Source organism: Citrobacter sp. ABFQG (assembly GCF_004322975.1).
In the GTDB taxonomy this organism is placed as follows: domain Bacteria; phylum Pseudomonadota; class Gammaproteobacteria; order Enterobacterales; family Enterobacteriaceae; genus Citrobacter; species Citrobacter freundii.
On record NZ_CP036435.1, the window covers coordinates 3,637,450 to 3,658,709 of the forward strand.

At 54.9% G+C, this 21,260-nt stretch carries 24 protein-coding genes; 3 read left to right on the forward strand and 21 right to left on the reverse strand.

The genetic code is table 11. From position 1 onward, the window contains the following. Window positions 1–223: 223 nt before the first annotated feature. Genes WN16_RS17945 through WN16_RS17955 form a run of 3 tightly spaced genes read left to right on the forward strand, consistent with a single transcriptional unit; the run spans window position 224 to window position 3,627 of the window. Window positions 224–1,261, forward strand: coding sequence for an extracellular solute-binding protein (locus WN16_RS17945; protein WP_044701535.1), 1,038 nt, complete (start codon window positions 224–226; stop codon window positions 1,259–1,261). Beyond that, the gene (locus tag WN16_RS17950) at window positions 1,245–2,933 is read left to right on the forward strand and encodes an iron ABC transporter permease (protein WP_016150560.1); all 1,689 of its coding nucleotides are present in this window, start codon (window positions 1,245–1,247) and stop codon (window positions 2,931–2,933) included. Before WN16_RS17945 ends, WN16_RS17950 begins: the two co-directional genes overlap by 17 nt. Before the next feature lie 10 nt (window positions 2,934–2,943). Next, window positions 2,944–3,627, forward strand: coding sequence for an ABC transporter ATP-binding protein (locus WN16_RS17955; RefSeq protein ID WP_003844224.1), 684 nt, complete (start codon window positions 2,944–2,946; stop codon window positions 3,625–3,627). Window positions 3,628–3,651: 24 nt separating this feature from the next. Here WN16_RS17955 and ldtA read toward each other — a convergent pair whose 3' ends face one another. The 21 genes from ldtA to WN16_RS18060 all read right to left on the reverse strand — a co-directional run bounded on the left by ldtA (window position 3,652) and on the right by WN16_RS18060 (window position 21,196). Beyond that, a complete protein-coding gene (gene ldtA, locus WN16_RS17960; RefSeq protein ID WP_032936776.1) occupies window positions 3,652–4,581 on the reverse strand; it encodes a L,D-transpeptidase in 930 nt (309 codons plus the stop codon). Window positions 4,582–4,708: 127 nt separating this feature from the next. Then, window positions 4,709–5,773: a nicotinate-nucleotide--dimethylbenzimidazole phosphoribosyltransferase gene (cobT, locus tag WN16_RS17965; RefSeq protein WP_044701536.1), complete on the reverse strand. Its 1,065-nt coding sequence runs from the start codon at window positions 5,771–5,773 to the stop codon at window positions 4,709–4,711. Window positions 5,774–5,797: 24 nt separating this feature from the next. Next, the gene (gene cobS, locus WN16_RS17970; RefSeq protein WP_003844226.1) at window positions 5,798–6,541 is read right to left on the reverse strand and encodes an adenosylcobinamide-GDP ribazoletransferase; all 744 of its coding nucleotides are present in this window, start codon (window positions 6,539–6,541) and stop codon (window positions 5,798–5,800) included. Beyond that, entirely contained in the window at window positions 6,538–7,083 is a 546-nt protein-coding gene (gene cobU, locus WN16_RS17975) for a bifunctional adenosylcobinamide kinase/adenosylcobinamide-phosphate guanylyltransferase (RefSeq protein ID WP_003030294.1), read from the reverse strand. Before cobU ends, cobS begins: the two co-directional genes overlap by 4 nt. Continuing rightward, complete coding sequence (locus tag WN16_RS17980; RefSeq protein WP_003844229.1) at window positions 7,080–8,600, reverse strand: cobyric acid synthase; 1,521 nt, start codon at window positions 8,598–8,600, stop codon at window positions 7,080–7,082. The genes cobU and WN16_RS17980 overlap by 4 nt, the downstream gene beginning before the upstream one ends. After that, window positions 8,597–9,412 (reverse strand): energy-coupling factor ABC transporter ATP-binding protein, encoded by an 816-nt coding sequence (locus WN16_RS17985; protein ID WP_003839037.1) that lies wholly within the window; start codon window positions 9,410–9,412, stop codon window positions 8,597–8,599. Before WN16_RS17985 ends, WN16_RS17980 begins: the two co-directional genes overlap by 4 nt. An 8-nt stretch (window positions 9,413–9,420) precedes the next feature. Continuing rightward, window positions 9,421–10,098 (reverse strand): energy-coupling factor ABC transporter transmembrane protein, encoded by a 678-nt coding sequence (locus tag WN16_RS17990; protein ID WP_003030290.1) that lies wholly within the window; start codon window positions 10,096–10,098, stop codon window positions 9,421–9,423. Continuing rightward, on the reverse strand, window positions 10,085–10,366 hold the full coding sequence (locus tag WN16_RS17995) for an energy-coupling factor ABC transporter substrate-binding protein (protein WP_003030289.1): 282 nt from the start codon (window positions 10,364–10,366) through the stop codon (window positions 10,085–10,087). The genes WN16_RS17990 and WN16_RS17995 overlap by 14 nt, the downstream gene beginning before the upstream one ends. Before the next feature lie 2 nt (window positions 10,367–10,368). Continuing rightward, window positions 10,369–11,106 carry a cobalt ECF transporter S component CbiM gene (gene cbiM, locus WN16_RS18000; RefSeq protein ID WP_003834098.1) on the reverse strand — a complete coding sequence of 246 codons (738 nt, stop codon included), beginning with the start codon at window positions 11,104–11,106 and terminating at the stop codon, window positions 10,369–10,371. Continuing rightward, complete coding sequence (locus WN16_RS18005) at window positions 11,103–11,816, reverse strand: cobalt-factor II C(20)-methyltransferase (protein WP_003839034.1); 714 nt, start codon at window positions 11,814–11,816, stop codon at window positions 11,103–11,105. The genes cbiM and WN16_RS18005 overlap by 4 nt, the downstream gene beginning before the upstream one ends. After that, the gene (locus WN16_RS18010; RefSeq protein ID WP_003839033.1) at window positions 11,813–12,607 is read right to left on the reverse strand and encodes a sirohydrochlorin cobaltochelatase; all 795 of its coding nucleotides are present in this window, start codon (window positions 12,605–12,607) and stop codon (window positions 11,813–11,815) included. Before WN16_RS18010 ends, WN16_RS18005 begins: the two co-directional genes overlap by 4 nt. 10 nt (window positions 12,608–12,617) lie before the next feature. Next, on the reverse strand, window positions 12,618–13,403 hold the full coding sequence (locus tag WN16_RS18015) for a cobalt-precorrin-6A reductase (RefSeq protein ID WP_003844233.1): 786 nt from the start codon (window positions 13,401–13,403) through the stop codon (window positions 12,618–12,620). Continuing rightward, complete coding sequence (locus WN16_RS18020) at window positions 13,400–14,125, reverse strand: precorrin-3B C(17)-methyltransferase (RefSeq protein WP_003030278.1); 726 nt, start codon at window positions 14,123–14,125, stop codon at window positions 13,400–13,402. The genes WN16_RS18015 and WN16_RS18020 overlap by 4 nt, the downstream gene beginning before the upstream one ends. Beyond that, on the reverse strand, window positions 14,125–15,180 hold the full coding sequence (cbiG, locus tag WN16_RS18025; protein ID WP_003030276.1) for a cobalt-precorrin 5A hydrolase: 1,056 nt from the start codon (window positions 15,178–15,180) through the stop codon (window positions 14,125–14,127). Before cbiG ends, WN16_RS18020 begins: the two co-directional genes overlap by 1 nt. Beyond that, complete coding sequence (locus WN16_RS18030; RefSeq protein WP_003030275.1) at window positions 15,161–15,934, reverse strand: cobalt-precorrin-4 methyltransferase; 774 nt, start codon at window positions 15,932–15,934, stop codon at window positions 15,161–15,163. Before WN16_RS18030 ends, cbiG begins: the two co-directional genes overlap by 20 nt. Beyond that, window positions 15,927–16,496 carry a decarboxylating cobalt-precorrin-6B (C(15))-methyltransferase gene (locus WN16_RS18035; RefSeq protein WP_003030273.1) on the reverse strand — a complete coding sequence of 190 codons (570 nt, stop codon included), beginning with the start codon at window positions 16,494–16,496 and terminating at the stop codon, window positions 15,927–15,929. Before WN16_RS18035 ends, WN16_RS18030 begins: the two co-directional genes overlap by 8 nt. After that, window positions 16,486–17,091 carry a cobalt-precorrin-7 (C(5))-methyltransferase gene (locus tag WN16_RS18040; RefSeq protein WP_003030270.1) on the reverse strand — a complete coding sequence of 202 codons (606 nt, stop codon included), beginning with the start codon at window positions 17,089–17,091 and terminating at the stop codon, window positions 16,486–16,488. Before WN16_RS18040 ends, WN16_RS18035 begins: the two co-directional genes overlap by 11 nt. Beyond that, window positions 17,085–18,221 (reverse strand): cobalt-precorrin-5B (C(1))-methyltransferase CbiD, encoded by a 1,137-nt coding sequence (cbiD, locus tag WN16_RS18045; RefSeq protein WP_003030269.1) that lies wholly within the window; start codon window positions 18,219–18,221, stop codon window positions 17,085–17,087. Before cbiD ends, WN16_RS18040 begins: the two co-directional genes overlap by 7 nt. Then, window positions 18,218–18,850: a cobalt-precorrin-8 methylmutase gene (locus WN16_RS18050; protein ID WP_003030267.1), complete on the reverse strand. Its 633-nt coding sequence runs from the start codon at window positions 18,848–18,850 to the stop codon at window positions 18,218–18,220. The genes cbiD and WN16_RS18050 overlap by 4 nt, the downstream gene beginning before the upstream one ends. A 10-nt stretch (window positions 18,851–18,860) precedes the next feature. Further along, a complete protein-coding gene (cbiB, locus tag WN16_RS18055) occupies window positions 18,861–19,820 on the reverse strand; it encodes an adenosylcobinamide-phosphate synthase CbiB (RefSeq protein ID WP_103790821.1) in 960 nt (319 codons plus the stop codon). Continuing rightward, the gene (locus tag WN16_RS18060) at window positions 19,817–21,196 is read right to left on the reverse strand and encodes a cobyrinate a,c-diamide synthase (protein ID WP_044701540.1); all 1,380 of its coding nucleotides are present in this window, start codon (window positions 21,194–21,196) and stop codon (window positions 19,817–19,819) included. Before WN16_RS18060 ends, cbiB begins: the two co-directional genes overlap by 4 nt. Window positions 21,197–21,260 lie beyond the last annotated feature (64 nt).

Consider the following 21,260-nt stretch of genomic DNA (forward strand, 5'->3'; position numbering starts at 1 on the left):
TTTGCTTTTTCGGTCGCTATAAAATCCCCTCTGATAAGCACCCTGCCTGCTCCGCACCCCGTTACATGCCGCATCACAACGTTGATTAAAGTTATGTAAATGTAAATCGTTTAAACTTTGCAATTATTGTAAGTGCTAGTGATTATCATTTATTGTACGCGAGCCAAAGGAACGAGCCCTCGCTCGGTTCACTGTACGTTCCAATTACTCTGGGATATAAACGATGAATTCTCTGCCTCGCGCCGGACTGCGCCGTATCACTCTTGCCTCTTCCCTGGTCTTCTCAGTTAGCCTACCGGCTTTCGCTCAGGAAACGTTAACGCTCTATACAACCCGTGAACCGGGTCTAATCCAGCCTTTGCTTGATAGCTGGACCAAAACCAGCGGCATCAAAGTCAGTACGGTCTATATCAAGGACGGTATGCTTGAGCGCGTTAAAGCTGAAGGTAAAAATTCACCTGCCGACCTGCTGATGACCGTCGATGCCGGTAATCTCATTGATTTAGTGGAAGCGGGTGTAACTCAGCCAGTAGAGTCAGAAGCACTGAAAACCGCTATTCCGGCTAATCTGCGCGGTGCAGATAATCAGTGGTTTGCGCTATCGATGCGTGCCCGCGTGCTGTATGCCGAGAAGTCACTGCCAATCGATAACTGGCATTACGAACAACTCGCCAGCCCTGAGTACAAAGGTAAAGTCTGTATTCGTTCCGGACAGCACCCGTATAACACGGCGCTGATCGCCGCAATGATTGCTCATCACGGCGAAGCAAAGACCGAAGAATGGCTGCGCGGTGTGAAAGCTAACCTGGCGCGTAAAGCTACTGGTGGCGATCGCGATGTTGCTCGCGATATCCTCGGCGACATTTGCGATATTGGTCTCGCCAACTCCTATTACGTCGGCCATATGAAAAATGCCAAAGAAGGCAGCGATGCGCGTCAATGGGGCGATGCGATTAAAGTCGTTAAACCTACCTTTGAAAATGGCGGTACACACGTCAACATCAGTGGTGCAGCTGTAGCCCGCTATGCGCCAAATAAAGCCGATGCCGTTAAGCTGATGGAATATCTGGTTTCCGCACCTGCCCAGCAGCAATATGCGAAAGCGAACTTCGAATACCCGGTACTGAAAGGCGTGACGCTTGACCCGGTTATCAACGCAACTATTGGCGAAATCGACGTCGATAAAACACCATTAACCGAAATCGTTAAATATCGTAAACAAGCTAGTCTGCTGGTAGATAAAGTTGGATTCGATCAATAAACCTCTGCAGTTTCCGACGTTACGCGGCCTGGTTTCTGGGCCGCAGTCATTATTAACGCCGCTACATCTTGGCGCACTGTGCGTGGCGCTTGGCGTTCTGACACCGATCATAGCGCTGATTTGGCAGGCTACCCAGGCCGATTTATCTCACTGGGGTAATCTCCTGACGTATGTACTACCTGCCGCACTAAAAAATACCGTGCTGTTATTAGCCGGTGTCGCGGTGATGGTCGGCGTGATTGGCGTAGGCAGCGCATGGGCGGTAACGGCATGGGATTTCCCTGGACGTAAAATACTTAGCTGGGCGTTACTGTTGCCGCTGGCGATGCCGACCTACATTGTGGCCTTTGCGTGGCTCGATCTGCTGCATCCGATTGGCCCCCTGCAAACCTTTATCCGTTTTTTACTGGGTTTTGACAGCCCAAGACAGTTCCGTCTGCCAGATTTGCGCTCACTTTCCGGCGCAATCATCCTACTCGGATTGGTGCTTTACCCATACGTGTATCTGACAACCCGCGCCATGTTTATTAGCCAACCGGCCCATTTACTGGAAGCCGCACGCACGCTGGGATGCAGCGCAACCGGAACCTTCTTTCGTGTTGCATTGCCCATGGCCCGTCCGGCACTGGCCGTTGGGATCAGCCTGGCACTACTGGAAACGCTCAACGATATCGGCGCATCGGAGTTTCTCGGGGTACAGACGTTAACCGTTACCGTGTACACCACATGGATCTCGCGTTCTGATTTATCTGCCGCGGCGCAAATTGCCTGCATGATGCTGATGTTTATATTCCTTATTCTGACGCTGGAATTTTATGGTCGCAGAAAACAAGGATTCAGCAGTCGCAGCCTACGGGAAATTCAACCTACGCGCGTGCAGGGCTGGCGTGGCTGGCTGCTTGGTGGCGTTATTTCACTGCCTGTCCTGCTGGGTTTTCTGGCTCCGGTTCTGTTTTTAATGTGGGAAAGCGCCAAACGCATAGGTGATGAGAATCCGCTTTCCTCTTCGTTACTATCAGCATTACAAAATACGCTATCGCTGGCGGCAGGAACCACGCTGGTGGTGGTTTGCGTCAGTATGTTAGTGGCCTGGAGCGCGCGTCATAGCGCCGCCGACAACGCCATGCCAGGATTTCGTCGCGGCGTGATGCGTCTGGCTTCTTTAGGCTATGCGGTTCCCGGCACAATTCTGGCAATTGGTTTTTTGACCCCCGCCATGGCGGTAGACCGCTGGCTGGCCGATTTACTGGATGTTCGTGGTCTGCCGCTGATGTCCGCCGGGATCCTGCTGGTAATTTGTTGTGCCATGCGATTCCAGGCGATTGCCATTGGCGCACTGGATTCTGGTCTGGGCCGTATCCCCCCCTCGCTGGAACAGGCGTCTCGTCTGTTGGGTGAGAATGGTGCGGGGACGTTTGCACGGGTCCATTTTCCCCTGCTGCGTCCAGCGTTAGTCAGCAGTGCCCTGCTGGTTTTTGCCGATGCCATGAAAGAACTGCCAACAACGTTGCTTTTGCGCCCGGTCAATTTCGAAACGCTGGCAACATTGTTGTATGCGGAAGCCGCCCGTGGAACCTATGAAGAAGGTGCTATCGCCGCGCTAATGATTGTTTTAGCTGGCACGCTACCGGTTATTTTGTTGGTGCGTCACCAAATGACTCGCCGTGGTTAAGAGAGCAACAATGTCAGAAATTGCATTACGACTCCAGGATGTACACGTTACTTATGGCAACAGCCAGCAATCGGTACTGAGCGGATTTTCAATGTCGGTACGTAAAGGTGAAATCGCCTGTCTGCTGGGCGCTTCAGGCTGCGGAAAAACCACGGTGCTACGCGCAGTTGCCGGATTTGAACGCCTGCAAAACGGAGAGATCTATGTGTCACAGCGCCGTGTTGCCGGTCCCGGCATTCATCTGCCACCGGAAAAACGTCATGTCGGCATGGTCTTCCAGGAATATGCGTTATTCCCCCATCTGACCGCGCAGCAAAATGTGGCCTTTGGATTGCGTCGCATGCCGCGTGAGGAACAACAGGCCAGAGTGACTGAGCTGTTGAAAATGGTGGAGTTACACAGCCATGCCAACCGCTATCCGCATGAGCTTTCAGGCGGGCAACAACAGCGTATCGCCCTTGCGCGCGCGTTGGCGCCACATCCGGAAATCCTGTTGCTCGATGAACCCTTCTCCAGCCTTGATAAGCGCACACGTGAACGTCTTGGCAACGAGGTACGGGATATTTTGCGCGCCGCCGGGCAAACGGCGCTGTTGGTTACCCACAGCGAACACGAAGCTCAACTAATGGCAGACCATATTGGCGTGGTAAAAATGGGGCAGTATCAAATAAAAAAAGCGACCCATCCGACCTGAAGGTCACCAGAGTCGCCCTGAAAATTAATAATGTTTCTGTACCAGGCTGATGTTCACCGGCATACCGGAACGTCTTTCCAGTGCCTGGTTCCCACGGCTCACATCCACGTCATTCCCGCTGATAAAGGTACGCAGAGCGGGAGTGACTGGCAAAGGTACCTTTCTGTCAGACTCGTATTCCGAACGATTTCGCGACAGCGGCTCATGCACTTCCACCCACCGACTACCGTCCGGCTCTTCGCTGTATTTCACCGGTCGGTCAATTAATTGTACACGGGTCCCTACAGGCACCGTATCAAACAGGTACTTGATGTCGTCATTCCGCAAACGGATACACCCCTGGCTTACCCGCAGACCAATACCGAAATTGGCATTTGTCCCGTGAATGGCATAAAGCCTGCCGATATAAATTGCATACAGGCCCATCGGATTTTCTGGCCCGGCAGGAACAAATGCTGGCAAGCTTTCCCCGCGAGCGGCGTATTCGCGTCGGGTATTTGGCGTCGGTGTCCAGCTTGGTGCTTCCTGCTTACGCTCTACCGCCGTCACCCAGTTGCGCGGCGTTTCTCTACCCGCCTGACCAATGCCAATGGGTAAAACCTCAACCGTATTGCTGCCAGCAGGATAATAGTAAAGCCGCATCTCGGCGACGTTGATGACAATCCCCTCGCGTACGGTATCCGGTAATATCAGTTGCTGCGGCACAACCAGCGTTGAACCCGATTTAGGCAGAAAAACATCGACGCCCGGATTGGCTTCAAGCATATTGCTCAACCCCTGCCCGTACTGAGCGGCAAATGCCTCCAGCGGCTTGGTATTACCTGGTGGAATCGTAATAGTCAAAGGGCTACCCACCAGGCGACTGCCCTCTGGCGGCAGTGGATAACTCACCGCCTGCGCGCCCTGACTCGCAAGCAGCATAATGAGTGAACAAAGCAGTTTTACACGACGCATCTTTTTCCTTTCCTTCGTCGCAGCAGATATCCGTTAATTATAGCTTTTATTATCTGTTTTAGTGGGTTACGACATATTTGCGCATAAAAAAACCTCGCCAACAGGCGAGGTTCAGGTTGAGCGGTAACTACGCTTCCTTACCATCCGGAAGCTCGATGTTACTGGCGACTAACTGCCCCATATTGTTGTACATCGCACAAGCAGCCTCAACAATTGGCATCGCCAACGCGGCCCCACTGCCTTCACCCAAACGCATCCCCATATTCAGATATGGATCCAATTCAAGATGCGCCAGCGCGGTACGGGCGCCCTTCTCAGCGGAGAAATGTGACGGGATTAGGTAGGGTTTAATTTGTGGTGCAATCTGGCAGGCCGCCAGCGCAGCGGAATAAGAAAGAAAACCATCCAGCACGACCGGCAGGCCGCAGGAGGCCGCCCCCAACATTACCCCTGCCATGCCGACAAGATCGAACCCACCAACTTTAGCCAGCACATCGACACCGTCATGGCGATCCGGCTGATTGACGGCAATTGCCCGACGCACAACGTCTACCTTATTCCCCACCCGAGAAAGAGGAAGGTTAGCGCCAATACCCACGACTTCCTCAGCATCACTGCCGGTAAGCACGCTAACAATGGCCGCCGCAGGTGTAGTATTTGCCATACCAAGCTCACCGACACCAAACAGCGTTACGCCGTCTTTGGCCAGTTCATGGGTATAGCGAATGACTTCCAGCAACAGCTCCTCGGCCTGCGAATGGCTCATTGCCGGGCCTTCGGCTATATTGCCGCAGCCGCGTGCCACGCGCATATTCACCACGCCGGGAATAGGTTCAGCATCAATCCCCACATCTATCACATGGACCTTCGCCCCCGCCTGAGCGGCGAGGACGCAGACGCCGGTCGTTCCACGCGTCATATTGGCAGCCTGTATAGCCGTGACAACTTTAGGTGAAACGGCAACCCCTTCATCCCACACGCCGTGATCGGCGCACATCACCAGCATCGCTTTGCCATTCACATGCGGCACACCCTTCAGGCCAGGCATCCCGGCCAATTGTACGGCGAGAGATTCGAGTCGCCCCAAGCTTCCCGGCGGCTTAAGCAAGCCGTCGATATGCTGCTGCGCGCGCAGCATCGCGGCACTGTCAGGTAATGGGATCGCGCGGTGTAAAGAGGTTAAAGTCTGCATAAGGGTTCCAGTATGTGGGCTGACTCAGAGCAGAGCCAGCAAGAAAATCAACTCGCCAAGTTCAATGGCAGCGCCCAGCGTATCGCCGGTTTGCCCACCCAACGTGCGTTTTAATAACTGCCCAAGAATAAAAATCGCCACCATTGTGACAACCAGCGCTGCCACGCCGCGCATGCCGGGAAGCAGCACGGCGGCAAGGATCGCCGCCAATCCCAACGTAACGCAGGTTTGACGCCCGGTGACTTTACCAATAAAAACGTTGCCCAGCCCTTCTTCGCGGGCATAGCGATGCCGATACATCAGCAACACCGCCGTTCCTCGCCCGGCGACACATGCCGCCGCCAGCGCAGCCAGCATCGGCGTGCCACGCAAAGCCAGTTCGCTCACCACCAGCACCTTCGCCAGTAAAACGAAAATTAACGCCAGTCCACCGTGGGTTCCCAGACGACTGTCGCGCATGATTTCCAGCATCCGCTCGCGTCGACGCGCCGAAAAAATGCCGTCACAGGTATCCGCCAGACCATCCAGATGAAATCCCCCGGTCAATAACGCCAGCGTCAGCACCGCAAAAAGGGCGGCCAACGGTATACCGCACCAGGTCTGGAGCGCCATGAAGACCAGCCCCGTCAACCCTCCCAACACGACGCCAATCAGGGGGAACATCACAATACCGCGGGAATAGTGCTCGAAATCCAGTCCTTGCGACCAGCGAGCAGGAACGGGCAAGCGACTGATAAAAGAGAGCATTGCCCAGAACAACTTACTCATTTAATTTTGACTCCAATTCCTGATACCACCAGCCAGACCTCATCAGCCGCCGCCGCCAGTCGCTGGTTCACGCGTCCTGCAATATCACGAAAATGCCGCGCCAGACGGTTCTCCGGCACAATCCCCATTCCCACTTCGTTAGTGACCAACACGATCTTTGCCGGGCAGCGCTGACAGGCTGCAATCAGCGAACGGATTTCACCTTCGATAGACTGCTCCATCGCCGCGTAATCCCAGCTATCCGGATCGCTGTCACCGCCCAGAGCAAACAGCAGGTTGGTCACCATCGTAGTGATGCATTCAAGCAGAATGGCTTCCTGAGGATCGTTCGCTGCCGTGATCAGTTCATCAAGATGTTGCCAACGTTCGGCTGTACGCCAGTGCGCAGGACGTCCATCGCGATGATGCTGAATTCGCGCAGCCATCTCCTCATCAAAAATCTGCGAAGTCGCAATATACAAAACGTTTGGGGAATCAGCGATCAGCGCTTCCGCATGCCGACTCTTACCGCTTCGCGCGCCGCCAGTAACCAGAATCATCATACTGGCTCCCGGTGTTGCTGCATGATGGTATAAATTTTCTCAATATCGATGTGTTGCCGCATCGCATCCGCCAGCAGATCAAACTGCTGCGATTTATATTGCGCGTAATGGAAGGTGGAATCCAGCGGAGCTAACCCTTTACGTTCTCGCAGGCCATTGACCAACGCACGGGTGAAATCATCGCTGTCGAAAAGACCGTGAAGATAGGTGCCGAACGCCAGACCATCCGCAGTGACCGCGCCGTCAACCACGTTGCCGCCGTCTTTGTGCAACGTCATCACCGACTGACATTCATCGGTTAATGCTGTTTCGCCCATATGAATTTCATAACCGCGAACGGATAGCCCCGCCGTGCCCGCCAGCCAGTCAGGCAGCGATGAGGACATTTGCCCCTCAACCAGGGTCGTGGTTTTGTGCTGGGCAAAATGGGTTACGGTATTGAGCAAGCCCAGCCCCGGCAGCGTACCGAGTCCTGACTCCACTTCATCAATGATGGTATCGCCGAGCATTTGATAACCGCCGCAAATCCCCACCACCGGTACGTTATTACGATGCAATTGCACGACGCCATGCGCCATCCCGCTTTCACGCAGCCACACCAGATCGCCAAGGGTATTTTTGCTGCCGGGCAAAATCACCAGATCGGCCCCCGCCAGCTCTTCAGGCTGGCGAACATAGCGCACACGCACATCCGGCTGCGCAGCAAGCGCATTGAAATCCGTAAAGTTAGAAATGTGCGGTATTTGCACAACGGCGATGTCGATGTCGCGTTTATCAGTGCGCAAATACTTGCCCTTTTGCAGCGCAACGCCATCTTCATCTTCCAGATCAACATCCAGCCATGGCATCACGCCCAGCACCGGAACACCGGTCAGCGCTTCAATTTGCTCGATACCGGAGTGCAGCAGCGTCACATCACCGCGAAACTTATTGATGATCACCCCTTTTACGCGTGCGCGTTCGTGATCGTGCAACAGCGCCAGCGTGCCGTAAATGGAGGCGAATACCCCACCACGATCGATATCCGCCACCAAAACGACAGGGCACTGCGCCATTTCTGCCATGCCCATATTGACGATATCGCGATCGCGCAGGTTAATCTCTGCCGGGCTCCCCGCACCTTCCAGCACCAGCACATCGAACTCCTGCGCCAGGCTGTTATAAACTGACAGGATCTGTTCCCGCAGACGTGGTTTGTACTCGTGGTAACTCACCGCGTCCATATCCGTCGCTACTTTGCCCATCAGCACTACCTGCGCTTTGCGATCGCTGGTCGGTTTAAGCAGAACCGGGTTCATACGCACATCTGGCGTAATACCTGCGGCTTCAGCCTGAAAAATTTGCGCGCGGCCCATTTCTTTTCCCTCTGGCGTAATGCCAGAGTTCAGCGCCATGTTCTGCGATTTGAACGGTGCGGTATGCAGTCCATCCTGATAAAAAATACGACACAGCCCGGCGACCAATACGCTTTTACCCACATCAGATGCCGTTCCCTGCAACATTATTGCCTGCGTCATGACGCCTCCTTCAGTGCGTTCTCTCGCATACAGCTAAAAAATTCAGCCTCTGTTTTACACAGCGGGAAGCCCAACTCGGTATGCAGCTTCACCAGCCAGGGCTGAGTTAATCCCGCTTGTTCAATAAGATCCGTACGGGCGAAAACGTCACCTGGCGTGCCGTGCGTGAGTACTTCGCCCCGGCGTAAAACGTACACCGCATCGCTGACTTCATAGATAAGATCGATATCATGGCTTGAAATTACGACATGGTTTCCTTGCGCTACGATGCGTTTGATAATCTCAATCATCTGCGTGCGGCCTGACGGGTCGAGGCCCGCAGTAGGTTCATCCAGCAGCAGATACTGCGCCTGCAACACCAACGCCCCGGCTATCGCTACGCGTTTTTTTTGCCCATGGCTTAAACACTGAATGGGCTGATGGCGAAAATGCTGGGCGTCGACCAGCGTAAGCGCATCTTCCACGCGTCGGGCGATTTCAGCCTCATCCACCCCGAGATTGCGCAGGCTAAAGGCGATATCGCTGTCGATATCGGTATAAAAAATTTGCTGATCGGGGTCCTGAAATACCGTTGCCACCTGTTGACGCAGCGCCAGCAGGCCGCGTTTACTGTAATCCAGCGGTTTGCCCTGCCACATCACCGCGCCTTGCTGTGGGCGCAATAAGCCACTCAGGTTCATAAACAGCGTGGATTTCCCGCAACCATTAGCGCCTACCAACCCGGTGACGGCATGCGTAGAAAAATCCAGCGTTAGCCCTTTGAGGATCGGGTCATCCTGATAGCGAAACCAAAGCGCTGAGGTGGCAAGCATACTTTTCCTTACAGGTGAAAATCACCCTGATAAAGTTTGATATCCAGTGTGGTGGTCATTTGCTGGTAGCGGATCAACACGCGAGTGAACAGCAATCCCACCAGCATTGCCAGAGAGCGGTAGCCCAACGGCAAGCTACGATAACCAAAACGCAGCGTTTGTGCGCGGTGAATAGCCAGCGCCTCGTCTAACAGAATAAAAATAAACCGCCAGGTCAGCAGGATCTGCTCAGTTAGCAGGCGAGGAACGTGCGCGCGTTTGAGTAGGATAATTAATTGCGGAAACGGCAGATTCAGTACCAGCCAGAAGGTTGCCGCCAGCGCTGCAAGGCTGCGCCAGAATGTTTCATTCGCTGTCACCAGACCTGGTGCGCTGATCCCCAACCAGTAACTTCCCACAGGTATGCTGGCCAACAGCGTCTGTGGATCGCGGCTGATGCTAAACAGGATGGTCACTACGCCAACCGCCAGAAAACCAAACGGTAATGCCATCCAACGGCACCAGCGCCAGAAGGAAATACGCAGCAGCCAGCAGCTCAGCGCGGCAATCAATAACAGCTCAATACCCTGCCCCAACGGGGGCAGAGTAAACGCCAGAATCATCATCACCAGCCAGAGCAGAAATTTCCGCACTGGCGAGACATGAACCCAACGGCTTTGATAGCTAAGCCTGTCAAGCCCGGTCATCACGGCGTTGCCTGCCCTTGGTATAACCCAGAATATAGAAAATCACGGCTGCGCCCAGCGATCCCTGAAGTGTAAACAGCAGACTTTCAATTTCACCGCTTGCCGGTTCATACAGCGGCTGGAACCAGGGTTCATAATGCGGGGCAATAGCCTGAATCTGACTCTCCGCCTCACCGTCTGAACCGCCGTACTCTCCACCGTGGTTGATAAAGAACGGCAGGATCACCAGCGCCACTACCATGCCCAATATAATCAGCGTCTTTTTCATCGTTAATGTCCTTGTGCGGTTATTAACTGGCGTTTGGTTAGCTGATCGTAAATCAGCACGGTGAGTAACCCTTCCGCAATCGCGATTGGGATCTGCGTCAGACAGAAAATCCCCATGAACTTAATGATTGAACCGGTAGCGCCAGCAGAGGGATCCGGGAACGCCACGCCCAGCTGTACCGACGTCACGAAATAGGTGACGAGATCCGCCAGCATCGCGCACAAGAAGACGCAAACATCACGACGCAGCCCTGCACGGCAGGCCATTTTCCACACCATGTAACCCACTACCGGGCCAATTACCGCCATCGACATGCCGTTCGCGCCAAGCGTCGTTAAACCACCGTGTGCCAGCAGCAGTGCCTGGAACAGCAGAACGATCGCCCCGAGGATGGCCACTACGCCAGGTCCAAACAGGATAACTGCCAGGCCTACGCCGGTAGGGTGTGAACAACTTCCGGTAACGGAAGGAATTTTCAGCGCCGACAGCACAAAAATAAAGGCGCCGCACAGTGCCAGTAAAACTTTCTGGTGGTTATCTTCCTGCACGATTTGGCGCAAACGCACCAGACCGTACCACAGGCAGGGTAAAAACAGCAGCCACCATGCCAGCGCCCACATCGGCGGCAAGAAGCCTTCCATAATGTGCATGGCGAACGCTTGCTCAGGAACAATCATCAGTAATAGCGCCGCAGCCAACCCGCTGAAAGACAGCTGTTTTAGCTGTTGTTCAAGCTTCATTGTGCATACTCCCACTGTTTGTTGACCAGAATGGTCGAGAAATAAGGCAGCGGCTGATCGTCGCTCACCTCATCGAGATGACGCCAGCACTGTTCACCTGGCAGCGTGGCTTCAGACATCATTAATGCGCAGCCCAACAAACCTTCTTGTTGCAGCAGCGCTTTGATACGCGCAAAACGACCGTACACTTTCATCAACACCAGACTGTCATGCTGCTTTAACGCCTGCTGAATTTCAGCTTCCGGCGCGGTACAGGAGACCACTGCCAGCGATTGTTGCTCCATGGCGAGCGGGGTTTTCGAACGCGCGGCAATCGCAGCGAAAGAAGTCACGCCCGGGACGATTTCTAACCAGTCAGGCGAACCAATGCGCTGCAGTAAAAAGACCCAGGTACTGAACAGCATGGCGTCGCCGAGCGTAATAAAACCTACTTTTTTTCCAGCTTCGACTTCCTGAACCAGCGCGGTTGCAACCTCATCCCAGACGGCCTCTTTTTCCGCGCTGTCGGCACTCATGGGAAAATGGCAGCAGCGGACCTCGGTCTGCTCGCCGATATACTCCCGTACAATCGACAGCGCCAGGCTATCGCCGCCTTTACGCCCGGCAGGCGCATAGAGAATATCCAGCATGCCCAGCGTACGTGCAGCACGTACGGTGATCAGATCGGAAGCGCCAGGTCCGGTGCTTAATGCGTACAGTTTCCCGCTCATGCTGCTTCCTCCAGCGCCACATTAAGCGCCTGCTGTAAATGTGCCACGAACATGGCGCGAACCGCCGGATTCTCACCCAGTCCACTGAGCCATGGCGTAGCCGTTATCCCGGCCGCATTGAACAATGTTTTCCACGAATCATCTTCGTCAGAGGCCATATCATTGATGGCATGGTCACCAGCAACTAACATCAGCGGCATCAGATGCACCGCCGTCACCCCTTCCTGGGATAAACTTTCAATCAGCACATCCACTTCCGGATAGCTTTCCACCGCCCCAACCCGCGCCGGAAAGCGCTGCGCCGTCATCATATGGTCGAGACAGGCATAGGCGGCAAAGGCATGATGGCTGGCGCCGTGTCCCATAAACACCACTTTTTCATTTTCTCTAAGCGTCGGCATTTGCTGTTGCAGCGCCAGCATCAGCTGGGCGTAATCTTCATGGCTGCTCAGTAGCGGTACACCCAACGTCAGGCGTGAAAACAGCGGACGCATACTTTGCACTTCGCGGACAATTTTTTCGTATTCGTCGCCATTGATAATGTGCAGCGACTGAATAGCCACATCCTGATACCCCTGCTCCGCCAGTTTTTGCAGCGCCTGCAGCGGTGTGTCGATTTCAATGCCGTCACGCTGCTTGAGCTTGCGGATAATCATCCCGGAGGTAAACGCCCGGAACAGGTCGCGATCAGGGCAACTGGCTGCGAGATCGCGCTCACAGGCCACAATATTTTTCTCACAGGTGTCGTGATAGCTGGTGCCAAAGCTGACCACCAGAAGCGCCTTTTTCATCTCTAACTCCTTAAGCCGCGGCCAGCCAGCGCGTTAAACGCGCCGCAAAGGCGGCCTGACTTTCCAGTAACTCGTCTCCCGTCACCAACGGTGCCGGACGTGTAATCACGATGCAGGGGATACCGGCATCCAGACAGGGTTGAACTTTTTCCTGATAACCACCTTCAGCGCCTGAAGCCTTAGTGATCACCACATCAGCCTGACACTGGCGATAAAACGCGGCGTTGAACTCGGCGCTAAACGGCCCACACAGTGCGAAGATTTCACCGACGCCAAATCCCAGATCCGCGCATTGCTGAATGACCTCAGGTACAGGCAGAACGCGCGCCAGCAGCGTTTTTTCAGGCAACCCTTCGCGCCAGATGGCCAGATCTTTACTGCCAGTCGTCAACAGCACGCGATCGCCGAAGCGTCGCGCCACCTCACAGGCTTGCGGAATACTTTGTACGGTATAAAGCTGCGGGTGAGTTAATCCGCTCAACTGCTCAGGGCGCTGGTAGCGGCTCAGCAGTACGCCCGCCGCTTCGCAGGCATTCATGATGTTGCGACTCACCACCTCGGCGTACGGATGCGAGGCATCGATCACCCAGCGCGTCTGATTTTCCTGTAGCCAGGCAATCATTTGTTCACGTTCCAGACGCCCGCAGCGCACCTGGCCTTTGATGTCTCCCGCCAGCTGCTTTCCCGTCGGGGTCGCAACGGACAGGGTGTAGGCCACGTTTGCCGCATCCAGTTGCTGGCACAGCATGCGCGCGTCGCTGGTGCCGCCCATGACCAGCACATCACCATAATTCACAGCACATAACCTCGTGGCGTGATCATCAGGCCGTCCTGAACATAGGTTGTTTTATTGCCCACGATCACAAGACTGGTCATATCAACCGGCTCAAAGTCCATTTCACCCAGCGTGGTCAGCCATTTTTCCTGCTTTTTACGTCCGGCTGACTTCACAATACCAACCGGCGTTTGTGCGCTCTTGCTGGCAGATAACAGCTCAAATGCGCGCGCCAGATGTCCTTCGCGACCCCGACTGCGTGGGTTGTAGAAACAGATAACAAAATCGGCCTCACCGGCGGCAACGATGCGTTTTTCGATAACCGGCCACGGCGTTAACAGATCGCTTAAGCTGATGTGGCAGAAATCGTGCATCAACGGCGCACCCAGCAAAGAGGCGGCGGCAATGCTGGCGGTCATCCCTGGGATTAGCCTGACCTCAACGTCCAGCTTTTGCTTGCTGACCAGTTCGAGCACCAGCCCGGCCATACCGTAAATCCCCGCGTCACCGCTGCTGATCAGCGCCACGTTGTGCCCCGCCTGCGCCAGTTCGATCGCCGCCTGACAGCGTTCAATCTCTTTGCACATCCCGGTTTTGATCACCTGCTTGTCGCCAGTGAACGCTTTTACCAGATGGGTGTAGGTTTTATAGCCCACGATGATTTCCGCTGCCTGCAGTGCTTCAACGGCTTCCATGGTCATCATTGCCTGCGAGCCAGGGCCAATTCCAATTACGCTTAACATCAGTGTGAAACTCCCAAAGTGATAGTGACGCCCTGTTCTCGCAGGGTCTCGCCTAACAGTTGTCCGTGGCTCAACAGCCAGGCTGCAGGACCAGAAACGCTTCCTGTACCCACCGTTTTGCGAACAAACGATGAGGCCGGAAAACGGTGCTCATGCTCACGCAGCGCGTCAGCAGTAAAGGTTTCGAAAGGAACGCGGCAGCATGAAGCCAGTTGGATAAGTCCCTGTTCATCTTTTTTCAGCGTGATGCTGCCAATCGCTTTTAGCGCCAGCGGATCGAGCTGTTGGGCTTCGAGTTGGCGGGCAAGCAGCGCAGCCAGCAGCGGGAACGGCGTATCACGGCGACAACCAATTCCGGCCACAACCCGCTGCGGCACCAGCTTCCAGTGCGGAACAGGCAGCTCAGGTAAATTGGTGCGTAAGGTGATGCACACCAAAGCATCCAGTTCAGGGAGTTGGTTGAGATCGGTGACCGTAATAAATCCGCGCCGGTCGCAATGGCTGACATCCTGCGTCAGTTCGTCATCCCACCACAGCCCAACCCGCTTATTGCTGACCAACATCTGATTGACGATCTTCACCGCCGAACGGAAATCACTCATTCGGGCATTCAGTTGAAATGCCAGCGTATCCAGTGCCGCCATATCGTTCACATCCGTCGCGGTGGTGATAACCGGGTCGGCACCCAACATGCCCGCCAGATAACGAGCCAACGCATTAGCACCGCCCGCATGACCGGAGAGCAGGCTGATGACATGCTGGGCACGTTCATCAATGACCACCACCGCCGGATCGCAAAACTTGTCGTTGACCAGCGGGGCCAGTACGCGCACCGCAATGCCGGTCGCCCCGATAAAAATCAGCGCCGAATAATTCGTAAACGCTTCGCGAGCGGTATTCGCAAAGCCGTTTTCGAAGGGAATAAACCCCTCCTCCAGCAGCTTTTCACTGGTAAAACAGGTAACCGGCAGCATAGCTGCCAGACGTTTCGCCAGCACAACGCCGCCAGGAGTCAGGCAAAAAAGCGCAATTGACTCAGGCTTTACGGTATTCATGGCTAAAGTCCGCCGCATAGAGTTTGGAGTAGTGATACTCCGAGCCCAGGAAATTACCGACCAGAATAAGGGCCGTTTTACGGATGCCAGCATCGCGAACCTTGTCGCCAATATCCGCCAGGGTCCCGCGCACGGTCTGGCTTTCCGGCCAGGTCGCTTTATAGATCACCGCTACGGGCGTGGTCGCCGGATAGCCGCCTTCAATCAGACGCTCAGCCACCCGATGAATACGCTGGACGGAAAGATATATCGCCATTGATGTCTGGTGGCTGGCAAAAGACTCCAGCTGTTCACGCTCTGGTACCGGGGTGCGGCCTTCCAGGCGCGTAATGATCAGGCTCTGTGACACTTCGGGCACGGTATACTCAACACCCAGCTCCGCCGCCGCGCCGAGGAACGCGCTGACGCCGGGCACCACCTGCCAGTCAATCCCGCGTTTGGTCAGCTCCTCGCCCTGCTCGCGCACGGAACCATACAACGAGACATCGCCGGTTTGCAGACGCACAACGGTCTTACCCGCTTTCACTCCGGCTTCCATCAGATCAAGGATCTGCTCCAGATGCAGTTCGGCACTGTCGTGACATTCAGCACCAGCAGGGCAATACTCCAGCAGTTCGGTGTTAATCAGCGATCCGGCGTAGATAACAACCTGCGCCTGCTGCAGCAACCGGTAACCTTTGAGGGTAATCAGCTCGCGATCGCCAGGACCTGCGCCAACAAACCACACGCTACGGGGATCAAAAATCTCAGACATGGTTTCCTTCCTTCTGACAGGCGATAACAAATACGGGGTTATTCGGTTTAAAATAGTGACCACTGCCAAGCGCGGTAAGCGAGGAAACCTGTAGCTGCAGGCAATCCACTCCCTGTACGCCAAGATGGTCCAGATGTGTTAGCGCGGTGTTGAGGTTTTCCTGGAGGATAAATGTCATCACCAAACGCCCTGCGGGATGCAATTGGCGCATCGACCAGTCAATCAGGTCGGTCAGATGACCACCGCTGCCGCCCATAAAAATGGCATCGGCTTTTTCCGCGATGGTCATGGGAGCAACGCCGGGAAAAATATCGATATTTGCGCAGGCAAAATGCTGGCGGTTTTCATCCAACAACCTGAGCGCCGCCGGGTTACGTTCGATGGCCGTGACACGTAATCCGGGATATTGCAACGCCGCCTCTATCGACACGCTGCCGGTTCCGGCGCCTATATCAATCAGGTGACTGGCGCGGTGTAATTCAAGTTTTGAGAGGGCAAGTGCGCGTACCGCTTCTTTGGTCATCGGCACTTTCTCTCCACGCAGAAACAGCTCATCTTTCATCGAGGATCACCACTGCATTCATGTCATAGTCAGCGTTAACTTCACGCACAGGCAGGAAATGGATCTTTTCGTTTTCCATCGCCAGGTTTTCGCCAATCACCATCCAGCGATGCCCCTTGCCTCGGGCAATGAGCTGCTGCGCGATTTCACGCGGGCCACACAGCGCATCAGTCACCATCGCTACCTTGTTATGTCGCGCCAGCTCATCAAAACAGACGCTGCGGCCATGGCTACTGGTCAGCCACATATCGTTCATATCAATACCGGACTGCGCACACAGGTACTGCACCGCACTAATGCCGGGAATAATCCGCACATTCTCAATACCAAAATGCGCCACCATGCGCGTCCCGATGCCGTAAAACAGCGGATCGCCAGATGCCAGTACCACAACATGCTTCTCCTGGTGCGCGCTAATCCAGCTCAGGAGTTCCGGGATATTGGCGCCAAGAGCAAACTGTTCACCGGCAAAATCCGGGAATTGCTGCAAATGCCGCTTTCCACCGACCAGAACATCCGCCGCCGCGACCGCTTCACGTGCCGCAGGCGTCATCAAATGCAAACCGGCGGGGCCCATCCCTACAACGGTTAACATTGCATCTCCTCAGCAATTTCTGCGACCGGACGATTACTGCCAAGAACCTGATTATCAAAGGAAAACATGATGGCATCGCAGGTCGGTGGATTTTTGGTAAAGCGCAATGTTTGCAGAACACGCATACAAATGCGCTGAGCCAGATGGTCATAAATGTGCTGGAAACCGTATGCGTCGATATGCTCCATCGCCGCTTCGGTGGTATCGCACTCGCTGACCAGCGTCAGCAGTTCCAGCGGTGCGCCAAGTAATGCGAGGTGGGCCACCAGCGTTTCCATGCGGGCATCGGCAATATGGCTATGGGTATGGAAGATCCCCGCCGCGATTTTGACGAGCTTACCGGGATGTCCCACCAGCACAATTTGCCGGAATCCAAGACGTACGGCTTCTTCAATCATGTAGCCGACAAAGTTGCTCATGGTGACTACAACCTGGGTGTCGATACCCATCTGCTCGCGCACAAAACGCTCGCCGTGGTTTCCCGGCACCAGTACGACACGCTCCAGCCCAGCCGCCCGCTTAATTTCCAGCTCCAGCGACAGCGAACGTTTCCAGCTCTCTTCCGACATCGGCGTGACAATACCCGTGGTGCCGATAATCGAAATACCGCCCAGAATGCCAAGGCGGGAGTTGTAGGTTTTTTGCGCCCGTTCTTCTCCTTCTGGCGCGAAGATTTCAATCTGCGCCCCACGATTTGGGCCAATCGCTTCGCGGACGGCAGATTCAATGGTCTGGCGAGGTGTACGGTTAATCGCCGAGCTGCCGACCGGTAGGCCAATCCCTTTACGGGTTACCGTACCGACCCCTTCACCGCCCTGTAAGGCAATCACGCCACTATCGTCTAACGTCACGCGCGCAAAAATCAGCATCCCATGTGTGGCGTCCACATCATCACCACCGTCTTTGCGGATGGCGGCTATCGCCTGCTGCCCTTCGATATGTGGCGACTCAACATTCAGGCACAACGTCACCCCGGAAGGCGTGACGATGGAAACCTGGTGGATGAGGTGTTGGCGCAATACCATCAACGCTGCCACTTTTGCCGCCGCCGTGGCGCACGATCCCGTGGTATATCCTTTACGCAGCGCTTTACCGTTGTGCCACACCGGCGTATCGAAGGCCTCGCTCATCGCGCCCCCTGCATGTGATAAAGCATGGCGTTGACGATAGCGGCAGCGACATTACTCCCCCCTTTACGGCCTAACGCGGCAATGGCGGGCAACTTGCTTTGGGTCAAGGCATCTTTCGACTCTTCTGCACCAACGAACCCGACCGGTACGCCAACCACACCGCTGACAGCGACATCATGCTCAAGCAGGCGAAACAGCGCTGTCGGCGCGTTGCCAAAGACAAACAGCTTTTCCCCCTCTTCCTTCACCGCAATGTCGACAGCAGCCATGGACCGGGTAATACCCTGCTCTTTTGCCGTACGCACAACCCGCGGGTCACTGATGTAACAGCGGCATTCACCGCCGAATTTTGCCAGCAGCGTTTTATTGATCCCGGAAAGCGCCATCGTGGTGTCGGTATAAATCACGCTCGAACGGCTAAGCGCCGCACAAAACTGCTCCAGCACATCACTGGAAAACCACAGAATGTCCAGCCAGTCGAAATCTGCCGTCGTGTGAATGACCCGCTTGATAATGGCTTCATGTAACGGACTGGCAAACTGATAGTCCGGACGGGTTTCACGGATGATCTCGCCAATAATGTCGAAACTTTTGGCTTCAATCGCCTGGGGTTGCTGGATATATTGCATTATGTTGTCCTCAGGCTACACCGGCCCACAGCCACCGCAGCGCAATAAACAGCGCCAGTGCCAGCGTCGATGCCACCCACATCAGTCGAATCGTATGGGAAATGTCGTCTACCGAAATGTCGCGTTGTGCATCACCGATCCACGGTTTCTCAACGCGCTCGCCAAAGTAGTCATTAGGACCACCCAGACGAATGCCTAATGCCCCGGCTACGGATGCCTCTGACCACGCGCAGTTTGGGCTGCTGTGGTTGTAGCGATCGCGCCAGCCAATCTGTAAAGCTCGCGAGCCGTCTTTACGGCATAAAAATGCCGCCACGCCCAGCAGCAGCCAGCTCAGTCTTGCAGGAATAAAGTTCGCGACATCGTCCAGACGCGCGCTGACCATACCGATAGCGCGGTATTTTTCGTGTTTGTAGCCCACCATGGAGTCAAGGGTGTTTACCGCTTTGTAGGCCATCGCCAGGGGCGCACCGCCGAGAAGGAGAAAGAACAGCGGCGCGATAATGCCGTCGACGGTGTTTTCAGCCACGGTTTCCACCACCGCGCGATTGATCTGTTGCGGTTGCAGTTGCGAGGTATCACGCCCCACTATCCACGACAGTTTTTCCCGACTCGCGGCAAGGTCACCGGCCCGTAGAGGACGTTCGACATCCTGTGCGGCATTCGCCAGGCATCGCCCGGCCAGCACGGTAAAGATCATCCATACCTCTACCACCCAACCCAACCAGGGATGAACAAATTTTGCCAGTACCAGCACGCCCCAGGACGCAGCCCAGGTCAGACCAACCACCACAATCCACATTACCGCGCCACCAATGCGCAGCGCACGGTCGCTATGACAATAACGCCGAATAATTCGCTGCACGGCAGAAATCAGATTGCCAATCCAGCGCACCGGATGCGGCCAGTTCTGCGGATCGCCGATGATAAAATCAAGCAGCCAGGCAACACACCACGCAAGGATCGTCATAGCGCGCTCCTCGCGGCTGTCAGCCAGTGGTTAAGCATCTGCGGACGTTGAGCAAAATGAACGTGTAGATAGCTGGCGAAGGTGTTTCCGACCTGCCAGCCGCCAGACCAGGCTTGCAGCGTTTTACCATCGCGCACTTTGCGACAGTTCATCACCGCTGGCGTTTCAGGGGTAAAATCGGAATAGTGGAATTCATGCCCGCGCAGCACTTCCCCTTCTGCTGCTAACAATGTTTGCTGCGCGGCCTGCGCTTCGCAGTAGCCAAATCGGGTCAGACGTTTTCCCATTTTGCTGTGGCCGGGAATGATATCCGCCATCAGCCAGGTATCGCCGTTACTGTCCTCAAGCGAACTGCCGAGATACATCAGCCCCCCACACTCTGCGTAAATCGCGACGCCACGTTGATGTGCCGCTCGCAGTTGCTTCAGCATCGAGACATTGCGAGCCAGCGCCGCAGCATGTAGCTCAGGATATCCACCACCTAACCAGATCATCTGACAGTCGGGTAAGCAGGTGTCGTGCAACGGGCTAAAACGAACAATATTAAGCCCCGTACGTTCCAGCAGCGTAATGTTGTCCGGGTAGTAGAAGTTGAAGGCTTCGTCATCGGCAATTGCAAGCGTTAGCCCTGCTCCGGCATCTGCGGCAGGCAGCGCGGGCCATTCGCCAGCAGGAAGATTGGTTGACTGGCTTAATGTCAGCAGTGCGTCAATATCAAGGGTTTGCTCCAGAGTCGCGGCAAACTCCTGCCACGGTTGCTGATTGATAACCGACTCACGTGCGGTGACTAAACCCAAATGTCGTTCGGGAAGGGCAACACCATCCATACGGGGTACGTAACCTAAGACGGGTACATCGCAGTAACGTTCGATTGCGACTTTCAGTAACTGGTAATGCGTTTCGCTGTTAACTCGATTAACAATAACGCCGGCGATGTTCAGAGTGGGATCAAAATGCTGAAAACCCATTACTGTTGCGGCGATTGAGGTGGAAACGGCTTTGCCATCAACCAGTAAGATGACCGGACAGCCTAACTGTTTAGCCATCGCGGCGGTGCTGCAGTAGTTTGGGTCGGTACCATAGCCGTCATACAACCCCATCACACCTTCAATAACGGCGATATCTGCATGTCGCATCTGCTCGTTGAATAGAGCGTTCAGCGTGGGGACGGGAAGCATAAAGCTATCAAGATTGCGGGAAGCGGTACCGCATACCGCTGTATGCCAGCCGGTATCAAGGTAATCAGGACCCACTTTGCAAGGCTGGACGCGCAAACCGCGTTTTTTCAACAAGCTCAACAAGCCCAGCGTCACCGTGGTTTTACCACAGCCGCTTCCGGTACCTGCAAGAACAAATGCGTGAAAATTGGCCGCCATACCCTGATCCTGTTCAGGGTGGTAGGGGTGTAGAGATACCCAGTCTCTCGACTGTATGCATCTG